This window comes from Vibrio sp. R11-SG3-ISO3-SZ, assembly GCF_059834345.1.
This window is the reverse complement of record NZ_JCBDGX010000170.1, coordinates 13,314-34,062: the sequence shown is the minus strand read 5'-3', so window position 1 is coordinate 34,062 and position 20,749 is coordinate 13,314. Positions and strand designations below refer to the sequence as shown.

Genomic DNA, 20,749 nt, shown 5'->3' with positions numbered 1-20,749 from the left:
ATGGCTTACAGTACTTTTAACCGAACTAAAAATGATCAACTCAAAGAGCCTATGTTCTTGGGCCAATCTGTCAACGTCGCTCGCTACGACCAACAGAAATTTGAGATATTTGAAAAACTGATCGAAAAACAGCTTTCTTTCTTTTGGCGTCCAGAAGAAGTCGACGTGTCGAGTGACCGCATCGACTACAACAAACTGCCAGAACATGAAAAACACATTTTCATCTCCAACCTGAAATACCAAACGCTACTTGACTCGATCCAAGGTCGCAGCCCTAACGTCGCGCTGTTGCCTTTGGTCTCTTTGCCAGAAGTCGAAACGTGGATCGAGACTTGGTCGTTCTCTGAAACGATTCACTCACGCTCTTACACGCACATCATTCGTAACATTGTGAATGATCCAGGCCTCGTGTTTGATGACATCGTTGAAAACGAGCACATCTTGAAGCGTGCGGACGACATCTCACGCTACTACGATGATTTGATTCAGATGACCAACGACTATCACCGTTTTGGTGAAGGCACTTATCAGATCAAAGGCGAAGAAGTCACGGTTTCTCTACACAATTTGAAGAAGCAACTTTACCTCTGCTTGATGTCTGTAAACGCATTGGAAGCCATTCGCTTCTACGTGAGCTTTGCTTGTTCTTTTGCATTTGCAGAACGTGAACTGATGGAAGGTAACGCGAAAATCATTAAGTTGATTGCTCGTGATGAAGCGCTCCATTTGACTGGCACCCAACATATGATCAACTTGCTTCGCAATGGTCAAGATGACTTCTCATTTATGCAGATCGCAGAAGAGTGTAAGCAAGAGTGCTTCGACCTGTTTAAAGCCGCGGCGGAACAAGAGAAAGAGTGGGCTGAGTACCTGTTTAAAGACGGTTCTATGATCGGCTTGAACAAAGACATCCTCTGCCAATACGTTGAGTACATTACTAACATTCGTATGCAAGCTGTCGGACTGAGCGCCGCTTATCCAAATGCGACATCGAACCCGATCCCTTGGATCAACGCTTGGTTATCATCAGATAATGTCCAAGTCGCACCGCAAGAAGCGGAGATCTCATCGTACCTTGTCGGTCAGATTGACAGCGACGTACGTGCTGATGACTTCAAGGACTTCGAACTGTAATGCCCAGTATCAAAATCAACGCGATTACCACCATCCAATCCAATTCGTCCAACACGATATTGGAGACGATGGAACAGGCCGGACTGGAACCTGAATATAACTGTCGAGATGGACACTGTGGAGCGTGCCGCTGTACCTTGGTCTCAGGCGAGGTGGAATACGTTGGTTTTGCGATGGCTTATACACAGGGTGATGAAATTTTGCCTTGTATATGCAGAGCAAAGTCGGATGTGGAAGTGGCTGACGTCAATTATCGCCTTAAGGAAAAACGCGCTTAACAGCGATTGGTGAGCGCATACCGATTGACATCAAGCACCATCCTATTCCCAACAACATTAAGGCCAGCGTCATGCTGGCCTTACTCTTTACTGCTGTTATCAATTTTGACACTTCATATCCAATCTTCAACAGCCGAAACTGAATCACTGAAAAGACCAGAGCAACCCAGAGAGCTATCGAGATTGAGGTTACATCTGAAGACGAATACCGGACAAAAACTCATCGGCGGTCATCATGGAGACGGGTTTGTCACCAATCTGTCTTCCGTCATCATCAAACAGTGAAAGTCGATAGCCCAAACTCTCTCTAGGTGTGAGCTCTTCTGGGGCGTTGAGCCACATAGAAATCACATCGTGATGCTCATCACTGAGCGCTTCACCAAGAAATACTTTCTGGCTCGCCACTTGATACCAGATAAGGATCTTCGATTGATTAAACATGTCACTCTCCTTTGCAACACCCTGCCGAATTTCCAGTTTACGATCAATTTTGTTAAATGCACGTTGCAAAAGTAAGACAAACAGCGCTTCTATTGAAAATCATCCGTTTAACCATTAGAACGATTTCTTCTAAAAGGTTTAATTCTGAGGGAGTAAAAAATAAACTTACTTTTCATAAAGATAAGGAGAAGTGACACAGTGAGTCATTTGACAGACTCACTGTTATTGACTAACTCTCGAGCGCATTTCGTGGCACGAACAGCTCTTTTTCACGAGATAACGAGCTGTATTTCGCAAACAGGGGCTTCGCTGACAAATAGCGTCTGAGCATATCTGCAGCCGTGGTCGTAATGATCGTAATTTGATCCTGACGGCCATATTGGCGATTGAACTTCATCGTCTGCCCCCATTCACCTTCTGGAGTCGATAGTGCGAGGGAGAACACCCCCTCTATGACCTTGCCCGTCACAATAGCGACATCCGTCGCGCATTTCTCGCGAGTCGCCCCCGCCAAGGCGAACGCCGCCGCTAATGAATCCTCTTTTTGCTCGCCCACCGAGACCGCATGACCAATCACCCAGCCATGACCACAGTATTGCGCTGCCTCGGGCTCAGCGTGCAACCACTGAGATAGCGCGCCAAACGTCGATTGCTCGGCGGTCGCAATCGATGATTTACGCTCTTCGATTAAAAACGCGACATGCTTTTGCATGGTTTCATCTACCGACACCACACTAGGTTCAATGAGATTAAAGATCAGTTGCAGTAGCTTAACCCGTGTCTCTAGCTCTCCTTTCGGGCCAAAGAGTTTGACCTCAATAAAAGGCAGGTAAGACCGATAGCCCAGAGTGTACCCCTCAGGTAATGACACTTTATCGAGCGTGTCAGACAACGCCGATTCGGACGTGCCAAACGTATAGAGTCGACTGCATTCGTACCCCTGCACTTGAGGGTGCTGCTGTTTTAAATCAGGCAAGATTTGCTCTTTGACCATGCGCTTAAATTCACTCGGCACACCCGGTGTAAAATAAAACACGCAGTCATTGATCACGACCTTAAACCCACACGCCGTGCCGATAGGATTGTCGAGTAAGACACTGCCTTTAGGTAACATCGCTTGCTTGCGGTTACTTTCGGGCATTGCCATGTTGCGGGCAGCAAAAAAGGCCGTCAACTTATCAAGCCACTCGGGATACAGCACAAGCTCCACATCTGCAGCCAACGAAGCTGCGTGCGCGCTTAAATCATCGCTGGTTGGTCCGAGGCCGCCATTAACCACCACCACGTCATAGTTAAAGCTCAACATCAACAGCTCTTCCACTAGGGCACTTTCTTCATCACCAACGGTAGAACGTTTAGCTAGTGAAAATCCGTGTGTAAAGAACTGCTCAGACAGCCAAGCGGCATTGGTGTCGACGATGTCTCCGTGGAGCACTTCTTCCCCAGTACTTAACATGGCAATTTTTAACATATGAATTCCTTTATTTGGTAGCGTCAGCGCGTGAAACTTATCTTTTTGTTATCGCTCTATAGTGACAGACATTACTAATATCACCTAGTTTCTTATTTATGACATTTACTGGTTTGCATTCTCCCCTCTATAAGGGATAATTGTGAGCGCGATCAATATAACAACCCTTTGGAGTTCATGTGTTTAGAAAAAGCGTGGGTGCACTATTATTAACGGCGTCGTCTTATGCCGCAGCAGGAAGCCAACATGATATTCAGCCGATAGAGTTGAGTTATATCCCTGCAAAGCCCCATACCTTCTACGCGCACTCATACCAATACCAAAGCGGTGATCCTTTTACCTTAAGTCTGAGCGCAAATGAGCTTGAGCTCTCTGAGCCTCCTCGCCCACGCTATCTTACGGTGCAAAGTGAGAAAAACTGGGATTACTTGATGGGCCAAACCTACACCATTTTAGGCCTCAGCGTCGCCACTGTCGGTCTGATGACTCTACTGCCTGAGTCCATCACTAAGTGGGATGAAGAGAGTCGTGACCTGAGTAATTTGGGTAAGAAGTGGAAAGACAACGTCTCTGATGGTCCAGTTTGGGATCGTGACGAGCATTTTCTCAATTACGTCATGCACCCCTATTTTGGGGGTGTCTACTACACTGCGGCGCGTCACGCTGGATTCAATGAGTTTGAGTCCTTCCTCTATTCCGCTACGATGTCAGCGTTTTTCTGGGAGTACGGGGTGGAAGCGTTTGCGGAAGTGCCCTCTTGGCAAGATCTGTTCATCACCCCATTCTTTGGCGCCGTGGTTGGTGAGATGATGTTTGAAGCAGAACAAAGTATCGTCTCCGATGGCGGTGAAGTATTCGGGTCCCAAGGCATGGGTGACGTAACACTGTTTTTCTTGAACCCCGTTGGCCATATTCATGGCTGGGTGACTGACGCCTGGGGCGGCAGCGCAGAGTGGCAGTACGTGAGCAATCCGTGGTTTGGTAACCAAGAGGCCGCGACGTTTGCCCTCAATTCAGGCGCAACCTATGACCCCGTCTTTTACGGCTTTGAGCTTAAAGTGACGTTTTAAACCCAACATCTCGTGTTCACACTTCTTCATCGAGCGACGCCATGCGTCGCTTTTTTGTGTCAGAAGTACCAATATTCTCAATTTCAACAATGTATTAGCTTGAAAAATTGACCTAAGTCAAACCTCAACTTTACCGCGATCCTACACTGAAATGAGACGATATGTTTTCGTCCAAGAACGCAGGAGGCACTTATGACTCATACATTTATTGTCAATTTTGTTGGTAAAGCGACGCCAACCACAATCAAAAACCTTGCGGCCATTACCCATGAGAACGGCGGTAAATGGCTGATTAGCAAAGTGAACTTTATTGAGGATCAAGTCGCAGCCGTGATCAAAGTCGATGTCCCGGTGGAGAACGTAGACACCGTCAAAGCCGCATTCCAATCTTATGATGAGTTGTTGGTACAAATTGTCGACTCAGACACTGCGGCTCATGCCTCGGATGCGATTTATCAAATCCGTTTAGACGCTAACGATCGCAACGGCATCGTTAATGAGATCACTCACGTACTGGATGGTCAAGGTATTAATATTCTCGACATGGATTGCCAACGCGTCTTTATTGCGGGCGGTGGCGGAGTGAGCTCGAGTTTGTTCACCGCCAACATGGCAATTCGATTGCCACAGGAGATCAGCATTGACGATGTGGCCAACGAACTCGAATCGCTGAGTGAAGATACGCGCGTCATGGTCGAGTCCTAATTGGACTGTCACCGCCTCAATTAATAGAAAAGCCCCGTTTGGGGCTTTTTAGATCGCATGAGTTAGTGTCAGTGAAATGGTTACTTATAACCACCCTCAACGATAGGTAGCTCTAAGCCTAGCTTGACATAATTTCGCCAAATCGCCTGTTCAGGTAAACTGATAAAACCATAGCGATTGAGCACCGATTGATGCTCTTGGCTCAGTGCCAACTCGATAAACTGCTTTTCTGACGGTGAAAAGTAATTTCGATGCGGTGGCAAATCGAGATACAAGTAATAAACACTCGACAGCGGATAACGGCCCGACAAGATGGTTTCTTTATTCACATCGTAACGATCACCTCGGTCATCGACGACCGACAAGATATTCGCCTCTTGCCAACGTTTGGAATAGGTCACATACGCTAGCGCTTGCTCGTTATCATCCAGCGCCTCTTCCAGCCCCTCTTCATCCGCGACAAACTGCGTCGCCGCATAGGTGCCTTCCTTGCACGTGACCCACTCGTGGAAGGTATGATGGAGTTTTAAACCTTCATCCACCGCAAAAGGCAGCATCAGCGGCGTTTCTGCTTCTTTGCCCCACGTTGACCAGCGCGTAGGCAGGACATCGTCGTTACAACCAAAAACGTCACGGAGCTGTTGCAATGTCACCTCTTGGTTTGGGTTCTCTTCGTTGGCTAATACGGCCACCACATCAGCGGTAAAGTAAAGCTCGGTCGGACGATACCCGGTGAGCTTTTCAAATTTGGCCACTTCTAAGTCCGTCCAACGACGAGCGCTCACACCGACCCTAACTTCTCGGCTAAGCATAGCGGCAGGAATATTTTCTCGGCTAAGAATGTCCAACTGCTCAAACTTGCCATCCGTTAATGCACCGATGAGAGAGACCATATGACTGTCCACCGCCACTGCGGTGATCGAGTCTTGCGCCGATGCGTTAGAGACCATACTCCAAGGCATAATAAACAACGCAGTCGACATCAGTGGCAAAAGTTTACTGTTCATTTTTCACCTCTGCATTGCTTTTTGGTGTTAATTGTTGCTCGGAGCTGAAAATCGTCCACGTTGGCTTTACGCTCATGACGTCGGTCATGACGACGGCAATGGCACGACGTTTACGCGCATGCAGATACTGAGTCAATGCCGTCACTTGGGTGAACTCCTGCTCTGAAATACGGTTGGGGTCGATGCCTTGTCGCTCAAGCATCAAACGTATGGTGTAGGTGCGACGCTTAGCCAGAGCCTGGTTGTACGCCAAGCTCGCTTCAGGACTGGTATCACCGAGCAATATTACCGATGCGTCGGGGTGCGCATCGAGCAGTTGCGTAAGCTGCTCAAGAGGCGCCTGATGCTCCGGTGTTTCTTGGTGCTTGTCCATGTCGAAGAAGAAACTGATCACGTTGGCTTTTTCTTCAATTTGCCACTGCGTACAACCTTGTCTGTCGACAGCCACATTTTCCGGCGTCAATGCACACAAATCACGCTGATTGATCACGCCATCGCGATCGTCATCGGTCAGATCATCAATTTGGTGACGCGTCGTCTCAATATTTGGCTCTTGCGCACAAGCGGTCAGCAGCACAAGCGAAAGGGGTAACCACTTCATCATTGTTTCTCCTCCCCTTGCCACTCTTCTGGATGTTCGACTCGAAGCGCATAAGTGAGAATACCCATCGCATTAAACAGTCGGTATGCGGCTAAGGTATGATCGTATTTAGCTGAAACATAATTTTTTCTCGCCAAGAACACTTCCACTTTGGCATCCAACACATCCAACAAACTACGGCGACCCACGTTAAACTGCTGGATATAACCAAGCTCTGCGATTTTCACTGCATCCACGTTTTGTTGCAGTAACATCATCTGTTTCTCTAACATGTCGTAGGCGTTCCAAGCCAGTTGCGTGCCCTCTTCGACTTCACGTTCAGTGCGCAAGCGAATAGCGCGAGCCTCTTCTACGCGCCAAGCGGAAGACTCAACACTCGCATCGGTGGCAAAGCCATTGAAAATATCGTAATCCATCGTCAGCATGATGCGCGCATCTTCATCTGGCCCTTCAGCGTTGCTGACGTTATCATTCTTGTTGGCATGTAACTCAAGCTTGATCTCTGGGTAATAACCGCCTTTTTCTCGGCGGACCTCTTTACGAGCGGCATCCAAATCCAATACCGCCGCCTTAATTTCGGGGTGATTGTCGATGGCCTGCGTTTTCGCCACCTCCGCACTGCTCGGCAGCAGCGCGTCATCAAACACAGGATCGACCAAGTCCGTAGGCATTTTGCCCACTAGGCGCAAATACTGAGTCTGAAGATCGACGAGATTGTTTTGCGAAGCGATAAGAGAGGATTGAGACGTGGCGACACGCGCTGAAATCTGCGCTAAATCGGAATTGCTGCTCAACCCTTTTTGCGTTTTGTCCAATACATTTTGGTAGATCTCTTGGTGCTCTCGGACATTGCGCTCTGCAAGCTCAAGTAGGGTTTGCGCTTTCAGCAGTTCCAAGTAAATACGCACAATGTCGAGTGACACGTTTTCTGCCCTTGAGATTAACGTTAGGCGCTCTGCTTCTGCCTCATACCCCAAACGAGCCACATTTGAACTGGTGCTAAAACCATCAAACAGCAATTGAGAGATTTTTAGGCCAATTTCGGTGCGCGTTAAGCCTCTATCATCTGGGTCAATGTATGAGCCACTGTTGTAGCGCGTCTCCTCATAACCGGCCGCAGCATAAAGGTTGGCCTGTGGAAGCTGAAATCCACTTGCGGCATCACCATCACGCACTACAGACTGATAGCGGGAATACTGAGCCAACAACTCTGGGCTGTAATCGATGGCAAACGCCACCGACTCTTCCAGAGAAATGGCGTGCGCTGAACTTGACAGCAACACGCCTAACAGTAACGATTTGGAACGCATTATCTATCCTTATGTTTATTATCGTTCTCGAAGAGCATTCTCTTTTGCTCTCAAAATAGGTTTTAGCCAATAACTCAGGACGGTTTTCTCCCCCGTCAAGATATCCACGGCCACCTGCATGCCCGGAATAATGGTAAATTGCGACACCTTTTCGTTGTCATCCAACGTGATGTGAGCACGGTAGTAGGCATTGCCCTCTTCCGTTTGCAGGGCGTCAGCACTGACATAGGTGACTTTGCCTGCTAATCCACCATAAATGACAAAATCGTAGGCACTGAATTTCACGGTCGCAGCAAGGCCGCTGCGCACAAAAGCAATGTCTTGCGGTGAGATCCTCGCTTCAACTATCAAGGTGCTATTTTCAGGTATCAACTCCATGATCGGCTCGCCGGGTCTCACCACACCACCAATAGTGCGAACAAAGACTTCTTTGACTCGTCCATCAACTGGCGAGACAAGCTGCGTGCGATTAAGTTGATCCGCTATCGCCTGTTGACTCTCTTGCAGTTGAGCCAGTTTAGTGGCGACTTCATTCAGTTGTCCTTGCGCTTTAGCGCGAAAATCGAGCGCCGTGCTTCGCCTATCGGCAATCGCTTCGGCGTAAGCGGCTTTTTGCTTTTGCGCCATCACTTGTGAACTGGCGATGTCACCTTGTAGCTTGACGAAATCACGATTGAGCTTGAGCAGTTCGACTTCCGCGACCGCGCCACTAGCAACGACGTCACGTAACATGTCGCGCTCTTGAGTGACAATGGCCAGACTGCTTTGCAATGTTTTGATGGCATTCAAGGTATCGTTGTAGGCCTGCGCTTGCTGCTCAATGCGCAACGTCGACTCTTCAAGCTCTGCATTGAGCTGGCCAATGCGCTCTAAGTAATTCGCACGCTCATTAAATAGTGCATTATGGCTGCCCTCTTCTAACACAAAGGGCGCGGTGACCACGTTGACCTGCTCACGCCAGTCAACTTGCGAGCTTTGTACTTGAACACTGATCAATTCGGCTTCCAGACGCTGCTTTTGTGCCAGCAAAGATTGCGCTTGTTGAGCCGACTCTTGAAAGCTCGCTTTAAAACGCGTGTCGTCTAAAATCGCTATGGGCTGACCAAGCTCAACGCGCTCACCTTGAGTGACGAGCACTTGTTTTACCAAGCCCCCTTCCAGGCTTTGTATCGTTTGGACAGAAAGGCTCGGTACCACTTTTCCTTCGCCCACCACCACCTCTTCCAGTTTGGCCCACGTTGCCCACACGATGATGGCAACAATGAGCGCACCACTTAACCAAATCAAGCGACGTGAGCGATAGGCTAGATGCGCGTTGTTCCACGCGGTGCTACTCATGCTTGCCTCCTTTGACCACTGAGACAGAGCGAACACGCTTTTTGTTGGTCTCTTTACGCGCATGCAAGATCTCTGCGGGTGAACCATCTGCAACGATCTGCCCCTGATGAACCACCAAAATACGGTCGCACAAGGAGAGGAAGGAGTGTTTGTGCGAGCTAATGAACATCGTTTTGTCACGCGGCAACGACTGCAAACTATGGAATAAACGCGCCTCTGCATCGCTATCTAAGGAAGCGGTCGGTTCATCTAGAATCAATAAACTTGAGTTGCGATAAAACGCACGCGCCAACGCCACCGCTTGACGTTGACCGCCGGATAAAAAACGTCCGCCTTCACCCACTTGGGTCTCCAACCCGTTACTCATACGATCGAGATAGGCACCCAGTCCCGAAAGCTGTATCGCCTGCGCTAACTTTTTCTGATCGACCTCGTTCGCGCCCAAGGTGATATTGTCTATCACTGTGCCATAGAGCAGTTGTGGGTTTTGTCCCACCCAGCCGGTGTGATGACGAATGGAGGCACTCGGCCAAAGTTGGCTATCAATCTCATCGTAAAAGACGCGTCCTTGGGTTGGATTGGCCTGCTTGGCGATAATGGCAAGTAACGTAGACTTTCCCGCGCCCGCAGCGCCAATAATCCCAACACGCTCACCGGCGGGAATAGCAATACTTACGCTCTCTAAACAAGGTGTGGGAGTTTGAGGGTATTGGTAACTCACCTTGTCTAAACGCACGCCACCTTGGAACTGGCCTTGGGACAATTTACTGCTTTCTTGATCTTCTTGAGGCAAATCGATGATAGCGTTAAGCCCTTCGATAGCGGTCTTAGTTTGCTGATAACGCAGCATGAGAAGAGAGAGTTGATTGATGCTGCCCGCCGCTCGGCCGCTGAGCATCACAATTGCAATCAACCCGCCCATACTGAGCAAGCCCTCAGAAATCTGATAGACACCAAACACGATAAGGCAAATGGTGACGATTTGCTGACTCGATTGAATTGAGTGCGCCACTAAGTTGGAATAATGACGAGAACGATTTTGCCAGTCGGACAAGGACGCGACCGTCTGCTCCCAGCGTTTTTGTATCGTCCCTTGTGCATTATTTTGTTTGATTTCAGGCAACGAACTTAGGCAATCAAACAGTTGGGCTTGACGCTGGCTCGACAGCGCTGCCGTCTCCTGTTGGGTTTGTTCTATCTTGCCTTTCATCGCGACCGACAATCCGATCAGCACCAGCATCACAGTGACAGGAATCAACATCATCGCGCCACCTAGCCAGCCGATAAGAAGCAAAAACAGCAGGGTAAAAGGCAGATCAATCAAGGTCACCAGAGAAATGGATGTGAAGAAATCACGGACACTATCAAAATCCTGAAGTTGGCGAGAAAACGCCCCGATCGATTGCGGACGGTTTTCTAGCTTCATCCCCAATACTTTACCAAGCAAGATGGCAGACAGCTTATTATCCAGATAACGCCCAGCGACATCCGTCACTGAGCTTCGCGCCTCGCGCAGCAACCAGTCGAAAACAATCACGACACAGACCCCAACCACCAGCACCCACAAGGTACTAAAGGCTTGATTGGGCACCACTCGATCATACACGTTCATCGTGAACAGCGGGACAACCAGAGCCAGCACATTGATAAGTAAAGACGCTACGAGCAGATCTCGATACCAGGGCTTCACCTCTTTGACCACGTTCCATAGCCAATGCCCTTGGGAACGAGGCTGCGAGCTTTCGATTCTCTCGTCATAGTGTGCTTGAACGTCAATGCGCCACAGCTTGGGCTCTGAGCACCGCTTGATCTCTTCGGCGCTCATGGTCTTCTCGCGATCTTCCGACCACAGCTGATAGCCTTGCTCATCGTGCTTGGTGACGATATGAGGTTGATTGCTGTGTTTGTCCACCAATAAGAGGGGTAAGGATTGTGGAGTGATCTCTGACAGTGGCAACGGCGTCGCGTATAGCTGTGCCCGTTCCAACGCACGGAAAAAGAGCTGATGATCCAACCTACCCTGTTCAGACAACGGCAACCCCGTCAGCAACAAATCCTTGTGGCAACGTTTATCAAAGTGGTTTACCCACCACTCAAGGGCTGCATACCAAGGGTCTAACGCCCCGTTTTGTTCCATAGCCTTCTTTCCCATCTTTTACTGCACGATGAGGTTTTGATCATCAATCATTTTTTGCAGAATCTCGGCTTCCCCGCTCACACTCGGCGCGAAGTCATTAAGGCTCACACCCGCAATACGCACGGATTGCTGAACTGTGCTGCCATCTGGTGTCACCTCAATCAAGACATCCCCGCCGTCATCTCGAATATCGAGTTTTTGCGCCGCACTATCGCCGTCGCTCACGCCAGTTAAAATCGCACTTAAGTCGATGGCATCGCTATCGGCGCTGTATTCAAAATCCGTAATCGTATCGGTGCCGCTACTTTGACCAATCACAAATCGGTCATTAACGCCATCAGTACCCGTCAACGTGGTTGAGACAACGCTAGGGTCTTGCAAACTGATGTCAATAACTTGCGCGACACCGCTTGCTGAATCGGAACCTATGCTGGCCACCGGCTCAATCGACAACTGAAAATCGCTGGCTCCATCGTAGCCGCCAACAATCGATAAATCAGCGATGTCCTCCATCGCAACGGTGTACTTACCGTTTTGACTAGTACCCGCGCTTAACACTAGGCCACTCGGTAAGCCAGAGATGATCACGCTGCCCGTTTCATTGTCGGCTGGATTGATAAGTTCAAGACTCAGCCCCAATGGTATGGTGCCATCGGCATCGGCGACAATGGTGTCATAATCCACAGTCAGAGTGGGCGCATCAGGCTCCGGCGTAATGGTTAATGTTAAACTCTCTTCGGTCGCCTCGCCCAGATCATCGGCAAGCTCACCCAACACGATCGCTTGATCATAGCTCGACACAGAAATCGTCACGTCGAACTCTCCAAAAGCATCACCCGGGAAGAAAGTGACGTTGTTAATTTCGCTCGCTTTAACCTGTACAGTCGCGATCGCTCGGCCATCGCCTGTCGACAAAAACACCGAGGTTTGCAATCCCACTTTTATCCGATCTAAGCCCGTAAACGCACTAGCGTCAGAAGTCGGTTCAACAATAAAACTGAGTAGTAGGTACTCGTCACTGTTGGTCTCAAAACTCGAGGCATTGAGTGTAATCTCCACACCGGTGTTTTCCTCACTCGTCAAGCTATCAGCCAGGTCGACCAACTCTACACGGTCACCTACCGGCAATACACCGACAATGAATTCAGAGCTGGTGAAATTGACATCACTGTTTTCAAGTTCTTGGGTGATCGCTTCCAAGGAGAGAGGCATATCACCACTGAAGTCACGTGGCGGAAGAATGTACACATCGCTCAAGCGAGCACTGTCTAACTGCCACTCATAGGTGTTGCTGCCGTCAAAAGTGCCGCCATCAGGACCATTGTTTGGTGCAAGCTCGTAACTGTCTCCCACTTTGTAAACCACAACAGCACCATCAGGGACACCTTTTAAACTCAAAGAGAGGCTTTCTGATCCGTCTTGATCGATCAGCGCCGCACTCATGGAGCCGAGAGAAATATAGCTGTCTTCGTCGCCAGTCACGTTCTCTGTCACAAGATTCGCTTCATCAGCGACAGGTTCAACATTGACGGTGACTGTGGTGGATTTATCTTGTGTGTCAGTTTCAGCGATGTCACTCGCTTCATCGGTGATATTGGCAGTGAAGGTCATCACGACGTCTCCACTGTAATGCGCTGGCGGCACCAACTCGACTTTATTTAATCGAGCAGGCTGCAAAATAGTCCACGTTCCATCGCCGTTGTCTTGCAACACATCCTCAGGGCCAGACAGCGTCGCACCGGCAGTCAGAGTCACGGTCAAGCTATTGACCGTCTCTTTACCCGTTGCTTCAGTACCCTCGCCAGTGATCATCTGGCTGTCTTCTATACTATCGCCAAGAATGAGCGATAGATTGAGGTCACTGACCGCATCCTCTTGAATCGTGTAAGTATCCGCTGTGACCGCAATGTCATCGACCACGGGCGTAATCTTGATACTAATGGTTTGGTCTGTGGTCACCGAGGTGCCATTACAGGCTGAGGTTTCTATGGTTTGAACGGTAAAGGTTAGGATACCCGCATAATCTTCATCAATACCAGTCAAGACCAAACTGTCCAGCGCCGAAGCAGTAATGGAATAGCCAATCACGTTCCCCAAACGATCATACTCTACAGTGACACCACTGCCCTGAATCTCAACACCTTCGGGCAGTGAATCGGCCGGCACAAAGAACGAGATGACGTTGTCTGGATCGCTAGCAACATCACTATTGAGTAGCCCCGAGAGGTCGATGTTGTCGCCTTCCGGTTGCGTAATATCGCCTGACTGAATATCACCGGGCGTTCCGACTGGATCGCATGTTCCGCTGCCATCATGACCGGTGATCTGCAGTTCAAAACTGGTATCGATAAAGCGGTCATCGCTGCCGTCAAGCACGCGCGCGCGAACCACGATATCCAACACTGGGGTGTTTTGTGCGCTGGAGATAGTCGCACCATTTAGAATTTGTGTCACGCTCTCCTGGAAGCTGTCACTGGTCAAACCCGCTGCTGGAATCAGCCAATTACCATCACCGTCTTGGCTAGCACCATTAGGATGCGTCACAATCAAGGTGTACCCATCCGGAACGACGAGCAAAATGTAATCGAGGTATTCTGAGCCATCGAGATCTTCGTCAATGAAAATGACCGCATCCGATATATCCACCGCGGAGCCATCATCACTGCTGTACAATTTGCCGGAGCTTTCAAGACGCGTATCCAGCTCGACTTTTGCACTCACATTGACACTCAGCGAACCGTCAAGCCAGCGAACATCGGTCGCGCCTTCGCTAGAGGTATCTGTCACTTGGTATTGAATGCCCACACTGAACACGCCACTTAAGTCTTCGCTGGCCAGCACGCTCAAACGGCCACTGGCTAATAAACTGTCGAGGGTGGGCGTGTCGCCATCCAATAAGGTACTCAAATCGAGGCCGCTTCCAATCTCAATGTGCGCCCCATCAAAGTAGAGGGTAAGGTCGTTATCTAGTGACGTAATAACGTAACCGGTTAAGGTCTCACTGCCATCCTGATCGGCATTGATGGACGGCTGAAGCGATAGTGAAATCAATCGGTCTTCGACCCCTTGGGTCGAAATCACTTGGCCATCGGCTTGATCCACCTGAGGCAACACCTCAATCTCGACGGTCATTGGGAACTCGCCGGCATCACCGTCAGGCTCGGTCGACACCGCGATCACCGACAAGGTGAGCTGGCCACTGAAATCTTTAACTGGTTTGAGATAGAGCGACGCTAAGTCGTCATTACTGACCTGATATACAGGACCTGTGGTGTCATCGATATACGCGATGGTTAACGCAACAGGGTTTCCAGAAGCATCAACTAACTGGGTACCTTCTGGAATATCGGTGAGTAGAATATTGATCGCTTCTGAGACATCATCGTCACTGGTTTGGACAACAAAATCGAGTGCGATTAGCGCATCTTCCAACATGTCCGCTTGATTGCTGATCACCTTGTTCTCAGCATCATACTGCCAATGCCCTTGGCCGCCATCGATGACCGTCGGCTCATCCACCACGCCTTTGAGGTAAATTTGAATCGTTTCAGTGTTGCTTGACGCTTCAGAGTTCTCTGGAATCAAGCCATCTTGGGTAGATTCTGTCGCCACAGCGGTCACATTGATAAAGAGTGATTCCGTGTAGGAACTGATGTCTTCTTTAGGCACCAACGTCACTAAACCAGCCGCAAGATCCGCCGCAAACACCGTGTACTGGTTGTTACCGATATAGCTGCCGCCTTCAATAGTCCAGCCGTCTTGTACTTGAATGTTGATGCGCAAGCTTTCTGAGCCGTCGGTATCGGTGAGGTCAGCGAAGATGTAATCTTGAAGATTGATCCCCTCATCTTCCAGTCCTTTGATGTCTTTGACTTCAAGGGTCGGCGTATCGGCATCCGGTCTCACGTTGACCACCACCTGTGAGGTGGTTTCAGCGGTTTTATCATCGCTGCTAGCAAAGCTATTCCCCGCTTCAATCGCAATCGCCTTGATATCGAACGTGAAACTCCCCGCGACATTCGGGTCCGCTTCGATTTTCATCTGATCGAGTTGAGGTTGAGTGTACTGTTTACCTTCACTGATGGGCGAGCCATTAAGGGTAACGGTGATCCCGTCGGGGATATTTGAGATCTCATATTTAAGCGATTCAGAGCCGTCAAGGTCGACAAGGTTGGCCGTGATATCCAGTGACAGCGCCTCGTCGGCATCTTCAACGGTACTGTAAGTAAACTGGGACTGGCCCCATTCAGGGGTATCAGCAATCGGTAACACCGAGACCTCTAGCGTTTCCGTTAGATCTCGAGGACCCGTATCCGTGCTGATCACCGCAGAGGCATCAAGAGAAATCGACTGTGTAGTATCTGACTGATTTTCCGCAGGAAGATACGTCAACGTACCATTGGGTACCACTAAACTAGGATTCGAGCTATCGAGTTGGCTGCCAGAGAGGGTAATCAATCCGTCAACGGCAACAAGAAGCACACCATTGAGATAGAGTGAACCACCTTGAAGCGAACTTTCGCTGATGGCGATTTGCGTCACCTGCTCTTCTTGGTCGACATCCCCTGTTGAGACTTCAATCGCCAGCGTAGCGAGATTGTCTTCGGTCGTTTGCGTATCAGCAACACGAATAAAGCCTTCGTTGTCCCCCAGTACAAAGCTAATCTCACTGGTGGCTTCATCGCCATCAAAGTCCCGCACTACCATTTGCAGGAAGTCATTCAATACTGGGTCTGCATCTACGCTATCGTTGGTCACCAAGGTGTAACTGCCGTCTCGATTGACCGTTAGCGTGCCGTAGCTGACTGATGGGGTGTTGTCGTTATAGAGATTGATGGTATATGACGGATTGGCATCACTAAAAACATACTGATCATAGCTACCATTGCCATCGACATCATAACCGATGCTGACCAACTGACCACCATCGGCGCCAACACGGCCAAATGCGGTGATCATGTTGCCTGATTGACTGTCCCCTTCGACCAAATTGAGCGTCGAATCTACCGAGATCGGCACATCGTCTTTGACATTGACGGTGTAGTCTACGGCAGTTGAAATATCGCCATCCGCATCGGTCGCCGTCAAAGAAAAGTTGAGTTCGAGGTTGTTCTCACCTAACCCCGATTCGTGATCCAATGGGCGGTACAATTCAAATTCAACGCTGCCATCTAGGTTGAAACGGATACGAAACGCTTCGTCGCCATCAGCCATCGCATAGTACCAACCATTGATGTCGACCTCAGCCAATATCAGTGCGACGCCGCCACTGGTATAACCTTGTGCATCAAAGGCGGTGCGATCTAAACTCAAGGAAACGATATCATCCGAACCTTCAATCAAGTTGATCGAAGGCGTCGACGTTTCAATACCGCTGTCTTGCTGACCTGAGGTCAACCCCTCTTCATCGACATCCATCGACCCAGTCACTTCAATTTGAGGATCCGCGCCATCAAAAATGGTGATGCTCGATTCAACGGTATTTTCCGTCCCATCTGAATCCACTGTGTAGACCGGTACGGGGATGGTTAAGCTTAAATCATTGCCTGCAAGGTTGTGATCAATTTGCTGATACAGCTCAAGACGTACATCAATCGTTGTCGTGTCGCCTGCCGCCAGTACAAAATCGCTAGGCAGAAAAACGCTTAAAACGGTTTGACCATTGGAGAGAATGGCATCGTAACTCCCATCGCCATTGTCTCGCCATGTGATCGCTTGACCGTTTTGGGTGATGGGATCGCCATTCGAGTCCAACACGGCATCACCCGTTTCAACGCCCAAGCCCAAATAAACCAATGGGTCAAACGCTGCACTGACATCAAACGAAACGTCGGCGGTCGCTTTCGCTGTCACGCCTGTTGCTCTTGGCGTTTCAGACAAATCGACGTTCCCAGAACCAATGCTCGGCACGCCACCATCGCTGACGGTAATATCCAAGGTCAATTTCGACTCATCGCCATCGTTATCTTTGGCGGTGACCACGATCGGCAACGTGCTATCACCATCCAGTTGGTCGAGTGCTTGATAGAGTGTGACGGTATAGGGAACGGTTGCATCCGCGTCATTGTCAGGCTGAGCAAAGGTGACGGTAAACACCAGTTCATCGGGCAACAGACGAGTGTGCAGATCTTCTGTATAGCCAGAGAGCGAGCCGTCGTCATTCAAGACAAAGACAATATCGCGCCCGCCACTGCTTAACATTGGTTGGTCGGCCAAATCAAAAAACAGACTATCGAGGTAATCACTGCCGATCGTGAGAGAAAAACTACCATTTGCACTTAACGGTGCTGAGCCAAGATCGCTTTCACTGAGCGTCACGCTGGTGGCATTGGCCAACTCAGGATCCGCACCGTCGTGAATCACCCACTCAAATGCACCGGATGACAATGGTGTGCCATCTAAATCGCTACCGGCAATCAAAAGAGGAATAGTGACAGCATCACTTTTTAAGGTGTGACTGATGGGCTGCGACTGATTAAGGGTGACCGTTGCCGTCACATCATCGCCATTGGCGACTGCGCTCAGTGTTAAAGTAAAAATGGTTTCGCCAGCCGAACTGGCAGTAATGAGGGTACCATCGCCACTTAAGGTATAGGTGATATCGGCTAAATCTAAGGTTGACTGCAAACCCAAAGCGTCGAGCAAAGCGAGCGTGCCATTGGCAAACACAAGGGAGGACGGATCGGGATTATCCGAGCCGGCTAATACCTCAAACGTTGCGTTAAGAGGAGCAGAAACATCGCTTAGGTTGGATTCTGTGCTACTTGCCACACCGTTTTGAATATCACCCGCGCCGCCATCGTTGATGGTGATCGTGGCGGTTGCGGTGCCAAAGTCATTGCTTTCATCCCCCGCCTTGTAGTTAATAGAAACCAAGTGCTCTGCGTTGTGATCTAAGTTTCGCGATGCGGTGAACGTCCAGTGACCATTGGCAAATACCGTCAATACGCCATCACTGGTGGTAAAACTGACTGGCTGATTGCCGGTGATGGCTTTAGTTTCAGCACCGACTTCTACTTCTCGGATCAGAAGTTGCGTATCCAAATCAATATCATTGTTGAGCAAGTTACCTGATGACGTTGTCCCTTCTGTCATGGTGTAGCTTTCGCCAAACACTAGCGGATCGGAGTCCTTGATCGTAATGGGTAAATGGGCAATCACGGTTTCGGTTGTCCCATCGGCGTCGGTTTGTATCCCTTCAAGCAACAGAGCCGTTTGCAGTGAATCTAACCCTTCGCCTTGATCTATCGCTTTGTAAAAGGTGACACGAACTTCATCGCCGACGATTTGTGCTCTGAACACCACTTCATCAGTGTTATTCAGCCCTTCAAGACTTTGCCCATCGCCAGCGACTGTCACCGTGATACTGCTGTTTTGAGAGGTGACACTATCGGTCAGAAAGCTTTGATCGGAATAAAAACGAAAATCGGCGAAATCAACATTAATACTGGCATCTTTTGCTTCGCTGCCAAATATGCCCACCACGGTTTCAGAAAATGAGAGCGAGTCAGGCAGCACGATCGTCGGCATATCGTCGACAGCTTGGTTGCCAATGGCGTTATAAACAGACGCATCAATGGTCCACGTTTGGCTGAGGTCAAGCGACGAGATATCGATATCTTCAACGCTCCATGTATCGCCCGTTACAGCGCCCTGAAAGGTTAACGTCTGCGTACCGTCTGAAACGGTAATGGTGACCAACAATCCATCGTCAACCCCCGTGGTTGTGCCTTGCATCGTAGTCAAATTGCCTTGGCGAAAATCTAAAATGCTAAAGCCCGACAGGGTGTCGATATCAATGGTAGGGACAGTGGTATCGACAATGGTACTCGTATCGGTCGTGGTAGCAGGGTTTCCTGCAATATCTTGCGTACTGGCCGTGACCTCTAAAGTGCCGTCGACAAAATCACCAATATCGACATCCTCGACCTGCCACTGACCGTTCACCACCACAGTGTCAAATTCAAGGGTTGTACTGCCATCGGTGATCACGACATGAACAGGCTGACCATTTTCGACATTGGCCACGGCGCCGGAGAACGTCACGCTCTCTTTTTCATTAATATTGATGACGTTGTCACCACCATCTTCGACATCCGCCGTAATTGACGCCAACGTATCTTTAGTGATGGTATCTTGCGCGATTGCAGGGTTACCCGCCACATCGATGGTTTGTGCGATAACGGTTAAGGTGCCCTCGGCGAGTGCGCTGAGGTCGAGGTTATCCATCGCCCAAGTTCCGCCGGAAACGACAGAGCTCAGTGTTAACGTTGTTCCCACACTGTCAATGATTCGCACTGTGATGGGCTGACCATCTTGGACGAACTCGACACGCCCGACTAAGGCGCCGTTACTCACTTCGAACTGGTTGTAGTATTCGTCACCCTCGCCATCAAAGTCGACATCAATGGTGGCAAGGGTATCTTTGATGGTGTTGTCTTGGGCGCTGACGCTATTGCCAAAGTTGTCTGCGACCACGGCGTTAACCAACAGGGGTCCCTCGGCGAGAGAGGTCAAATCCACTCCGCTTACCGAGTAAATTTCATCATTCGTCACTGCAGTGGTTGATACACTCTTACCATTGATATCGGTAATGGTGATGTTGACGGTGCGACCGTCACGAATATTCGGCGCCGTTCCTTGGATCACCACACCTGGCGATTCAAATCGGTTTTCGTAGCCGTCTCCGCCATCGAGGATATCCACGCTCAGTTGGGCGTTTTGATTAAGGAGATCGAGCACTTCTTGCTCAGGCTGGGCATCATCGTTGGCGAAAGGGTCGTTAGGACGGGTGTCAAAGCCCGCTTTAGCGATGGTTTCTTGAAGGGTTGCTTGAACAAAGTTAATCAAAGAAGCGCTTTGACTCTCTTGCGAATTCGCGCCTGAGTACGCCTCTCCGCTTCGGTTGTTAAGCGTGTATTGAGTCAGCTCTTCTACCACTTGGTCTAGCTGCGCTTCAATGGCCTCTTCTTGCTCTGGCGTCAGGACAAGATTGTCACCCTCGACATCTTGAGTAATCACCAGCACATCTGGCTCTTTGCTGGCGTCGAAAGGGATTTGTTGCCAGCTACCATCTGGCATGATCTGCCAAAGGACGCCGCCAACTTCAATATACATAATAGGGCGCATCTGCTCTCCTAGCCTTTAACTCACCTGACAACCGAATCAAAAACAACCCAGCAACAAATTTTTTATAGGTATATTTAATAATGTGCACACTCAGTACACACAGTTAACGCCTAATAGTCAAGAATTTA

The 20,749-nt window shown here is 49.5% G+C and carries 12 protein-coding genes; 4 read left to right on the top strand and 8 right to left on the bottom strand.

Annotated features, from left to right (window positions below):
• Both nrdB and yfaE read left to right on the top strand, forming a co-directional pair.
• Positions 1-1,134 (top strand): class Ia ribonucleoside-diphosphate reductase subunit beta, encoded by a 1,134-nt coding sequence (gene nrdB, locus AC6R1O_RS18290; RefSeq protein ID WP_500631148.1) that lies wholly within the window; start codon positions 1-3, stop codon positions 1,132-1,134.
• The gene (gene yfaE / locus AC6R1O_RS18285) at positions 1,134-1,412 is read left to right on the top strand and encodes a class I ribonucleotide reductase maintenance protein YfaE (protein ID WP_487903141.1); all 279 of its coding nucleotides are present in this window, start codon (positions 1,134-1,136) and stop codon (positions 1,410-1,412) included. The genes nrdB and yfaE overlap by 1 nt, the downstream gene beginning before the upstream one ends.
• A 189-nt stretch (positions 1,413-1,601) precedes the next feature.
• Here yfaE and AC6R1O_RS18280 read toward each other — a convergent pair whose 3' ends face one another.
• Positions 1,602-1,853 (bottom strand): hypothetical protein, encoded by a 252-nt coding sequence (locus tag AC6R1O_RS18280; RefSeq protein WP_487903140.1) that lies wholly within the window; start codon positions 1,851-1,853, stop codon positions 1,602-1,604.
• A gap of 229 nt (positions 1,854-2,082) precedes the next feature.
• Positions 2,083-3,324 (bottom strand): CinA family nicotinamide mononucleotide deamidase-related protein, encoded by a 1,242-nt coding sequence (locus tag AC6R1O_RS18275; protein ID WP_500633331.1) that lies wholly within the window; start codon positions 3,322-3,324, stop codon positions 2,083-2,085.
• A 179-nt stretch (positions 3,325-3,503) separates the two neighbouring features.
• Here AC6R1O_RS18275 and AC6R1O_RS18270 point away from each other — a divergent pair, with 179 nt between their 5' ends.
• Together AC6R1O_RS18270 and AC6R1O_RS18265 are read left to right on the top strand one after the other, a co-directional pair.
• A complete protein-coding gene (locus AC6R1O_RS18270; protein WP_500633330.1) occupies positions 3,504-4,394 on the top strand; it encodes a DUF3943 domain-containing protein in 891 nt (296 codons plus the stop codon).
• 192 nt (positions 4,395-4,586) lie between these two features.
• Positions 4,587-5,099, top strand: a complete 513-nt coding sequence (locus AC6R1O_RS18265) for a glycine cleavage system transcriptional repressor (RefSeq protein ID WP_500631151.1) — start codon at positions 4,587-4,589, stop codon at positions 5,097-5,099.
• A gap of 80 nt (positions 5,100-5,179) precedes the next feature.
• Here AC6R1O_RS18265 and AC6R1O_RS18260 read toward each other — a convergent pair whose 3' ends face one another.
• Genes AC6R1O_RS18260 through AC6R1O_RS18235 form a run of 6 tightly spaced genes read right to left on the bottom strand, consistent with a single transcriptional unit; the run spans position 5,180 to position 20,621 of the window.
• Positions 5,180-6,106, bottom strand: a complete 927-nt coding sequence (locus tag AC6R1O_RS18260) for a PstS family phosphate ABC transporter substrate-binding protein (RefSeq protein WP_500633329.1) — start codon at positions 6,104-6,106, stop codon at positions 5,180-5,182.
• Entirely contained in the window at positions 6,096-6,710 is a 615-nt protein-coding gene (locus tag AC6R1O_RS18255; protein WP_500657582.1) for an OmpA family protein, read from the bottom strand. Before AC6R1O_RS18255 ends, AC6R1O_RS18260 begins: the two co-directional genes overlap by 11 nt.
• The gene (locus tag AC6R1O_RS18250; protein ID WP_500631154.1) at positions 6,707-8,017 is read right to left on the bottom strand and encodes a TolC family outer membrane protein; all 1,311 of its coding nucleotides are present in this window, start codon (positions 8,015-8,017) and stop codon (positions 6,707-6,709) included. Before AC6R1O_RS18250 ends, AC6R1O_RS18255 begins: the two co-directional genes overlap by 4 nt.
• An 18-nt stretch (positions 8,018-8,035) precedes the next feature.
• A complete protein-coding gene (locus AC6R1O_RS18245; protein WP_500657581.1) occupies positions 8,036-9,355 on the bottom strand; it encodes an HlyD family type I secretion periplasmic adaptor subunit in 1,320 nt (439 codons plus the stop codon).
• Complete coding sequence (locus AC6R1O_RS18240; protein WP_500657580.1) at positions 9,348-11,492, bottom strand: type I secretion system permease/ATPase; 2,145 nt, start codon at positions 11,490-11,492, stop codon at positions 9,348-9,350. The genes AC6R1O_RS18245 and AC6R1O_RS18240 overlap by 8 nt, the downstream gene beginning before the upstream one ends.
• Positions 11,493-11,510: 18 nt before the next feature.
• The gene (locus tag AC6R1O_RS18235; RefSeq protein ID WP_500657579.1) at positions 11,511-20,621 is read right to left on the bottom strand and encodes a T1SS-143 repeat domain-containing protein; all 9,111 of its coding nucleotides are present in this window, start codon (positions 20,619-20,621) and stop codon (positions 11,511-11,513) included.
• Positions 20,622-20,749 lie beyond the last annotated feature (128 nt).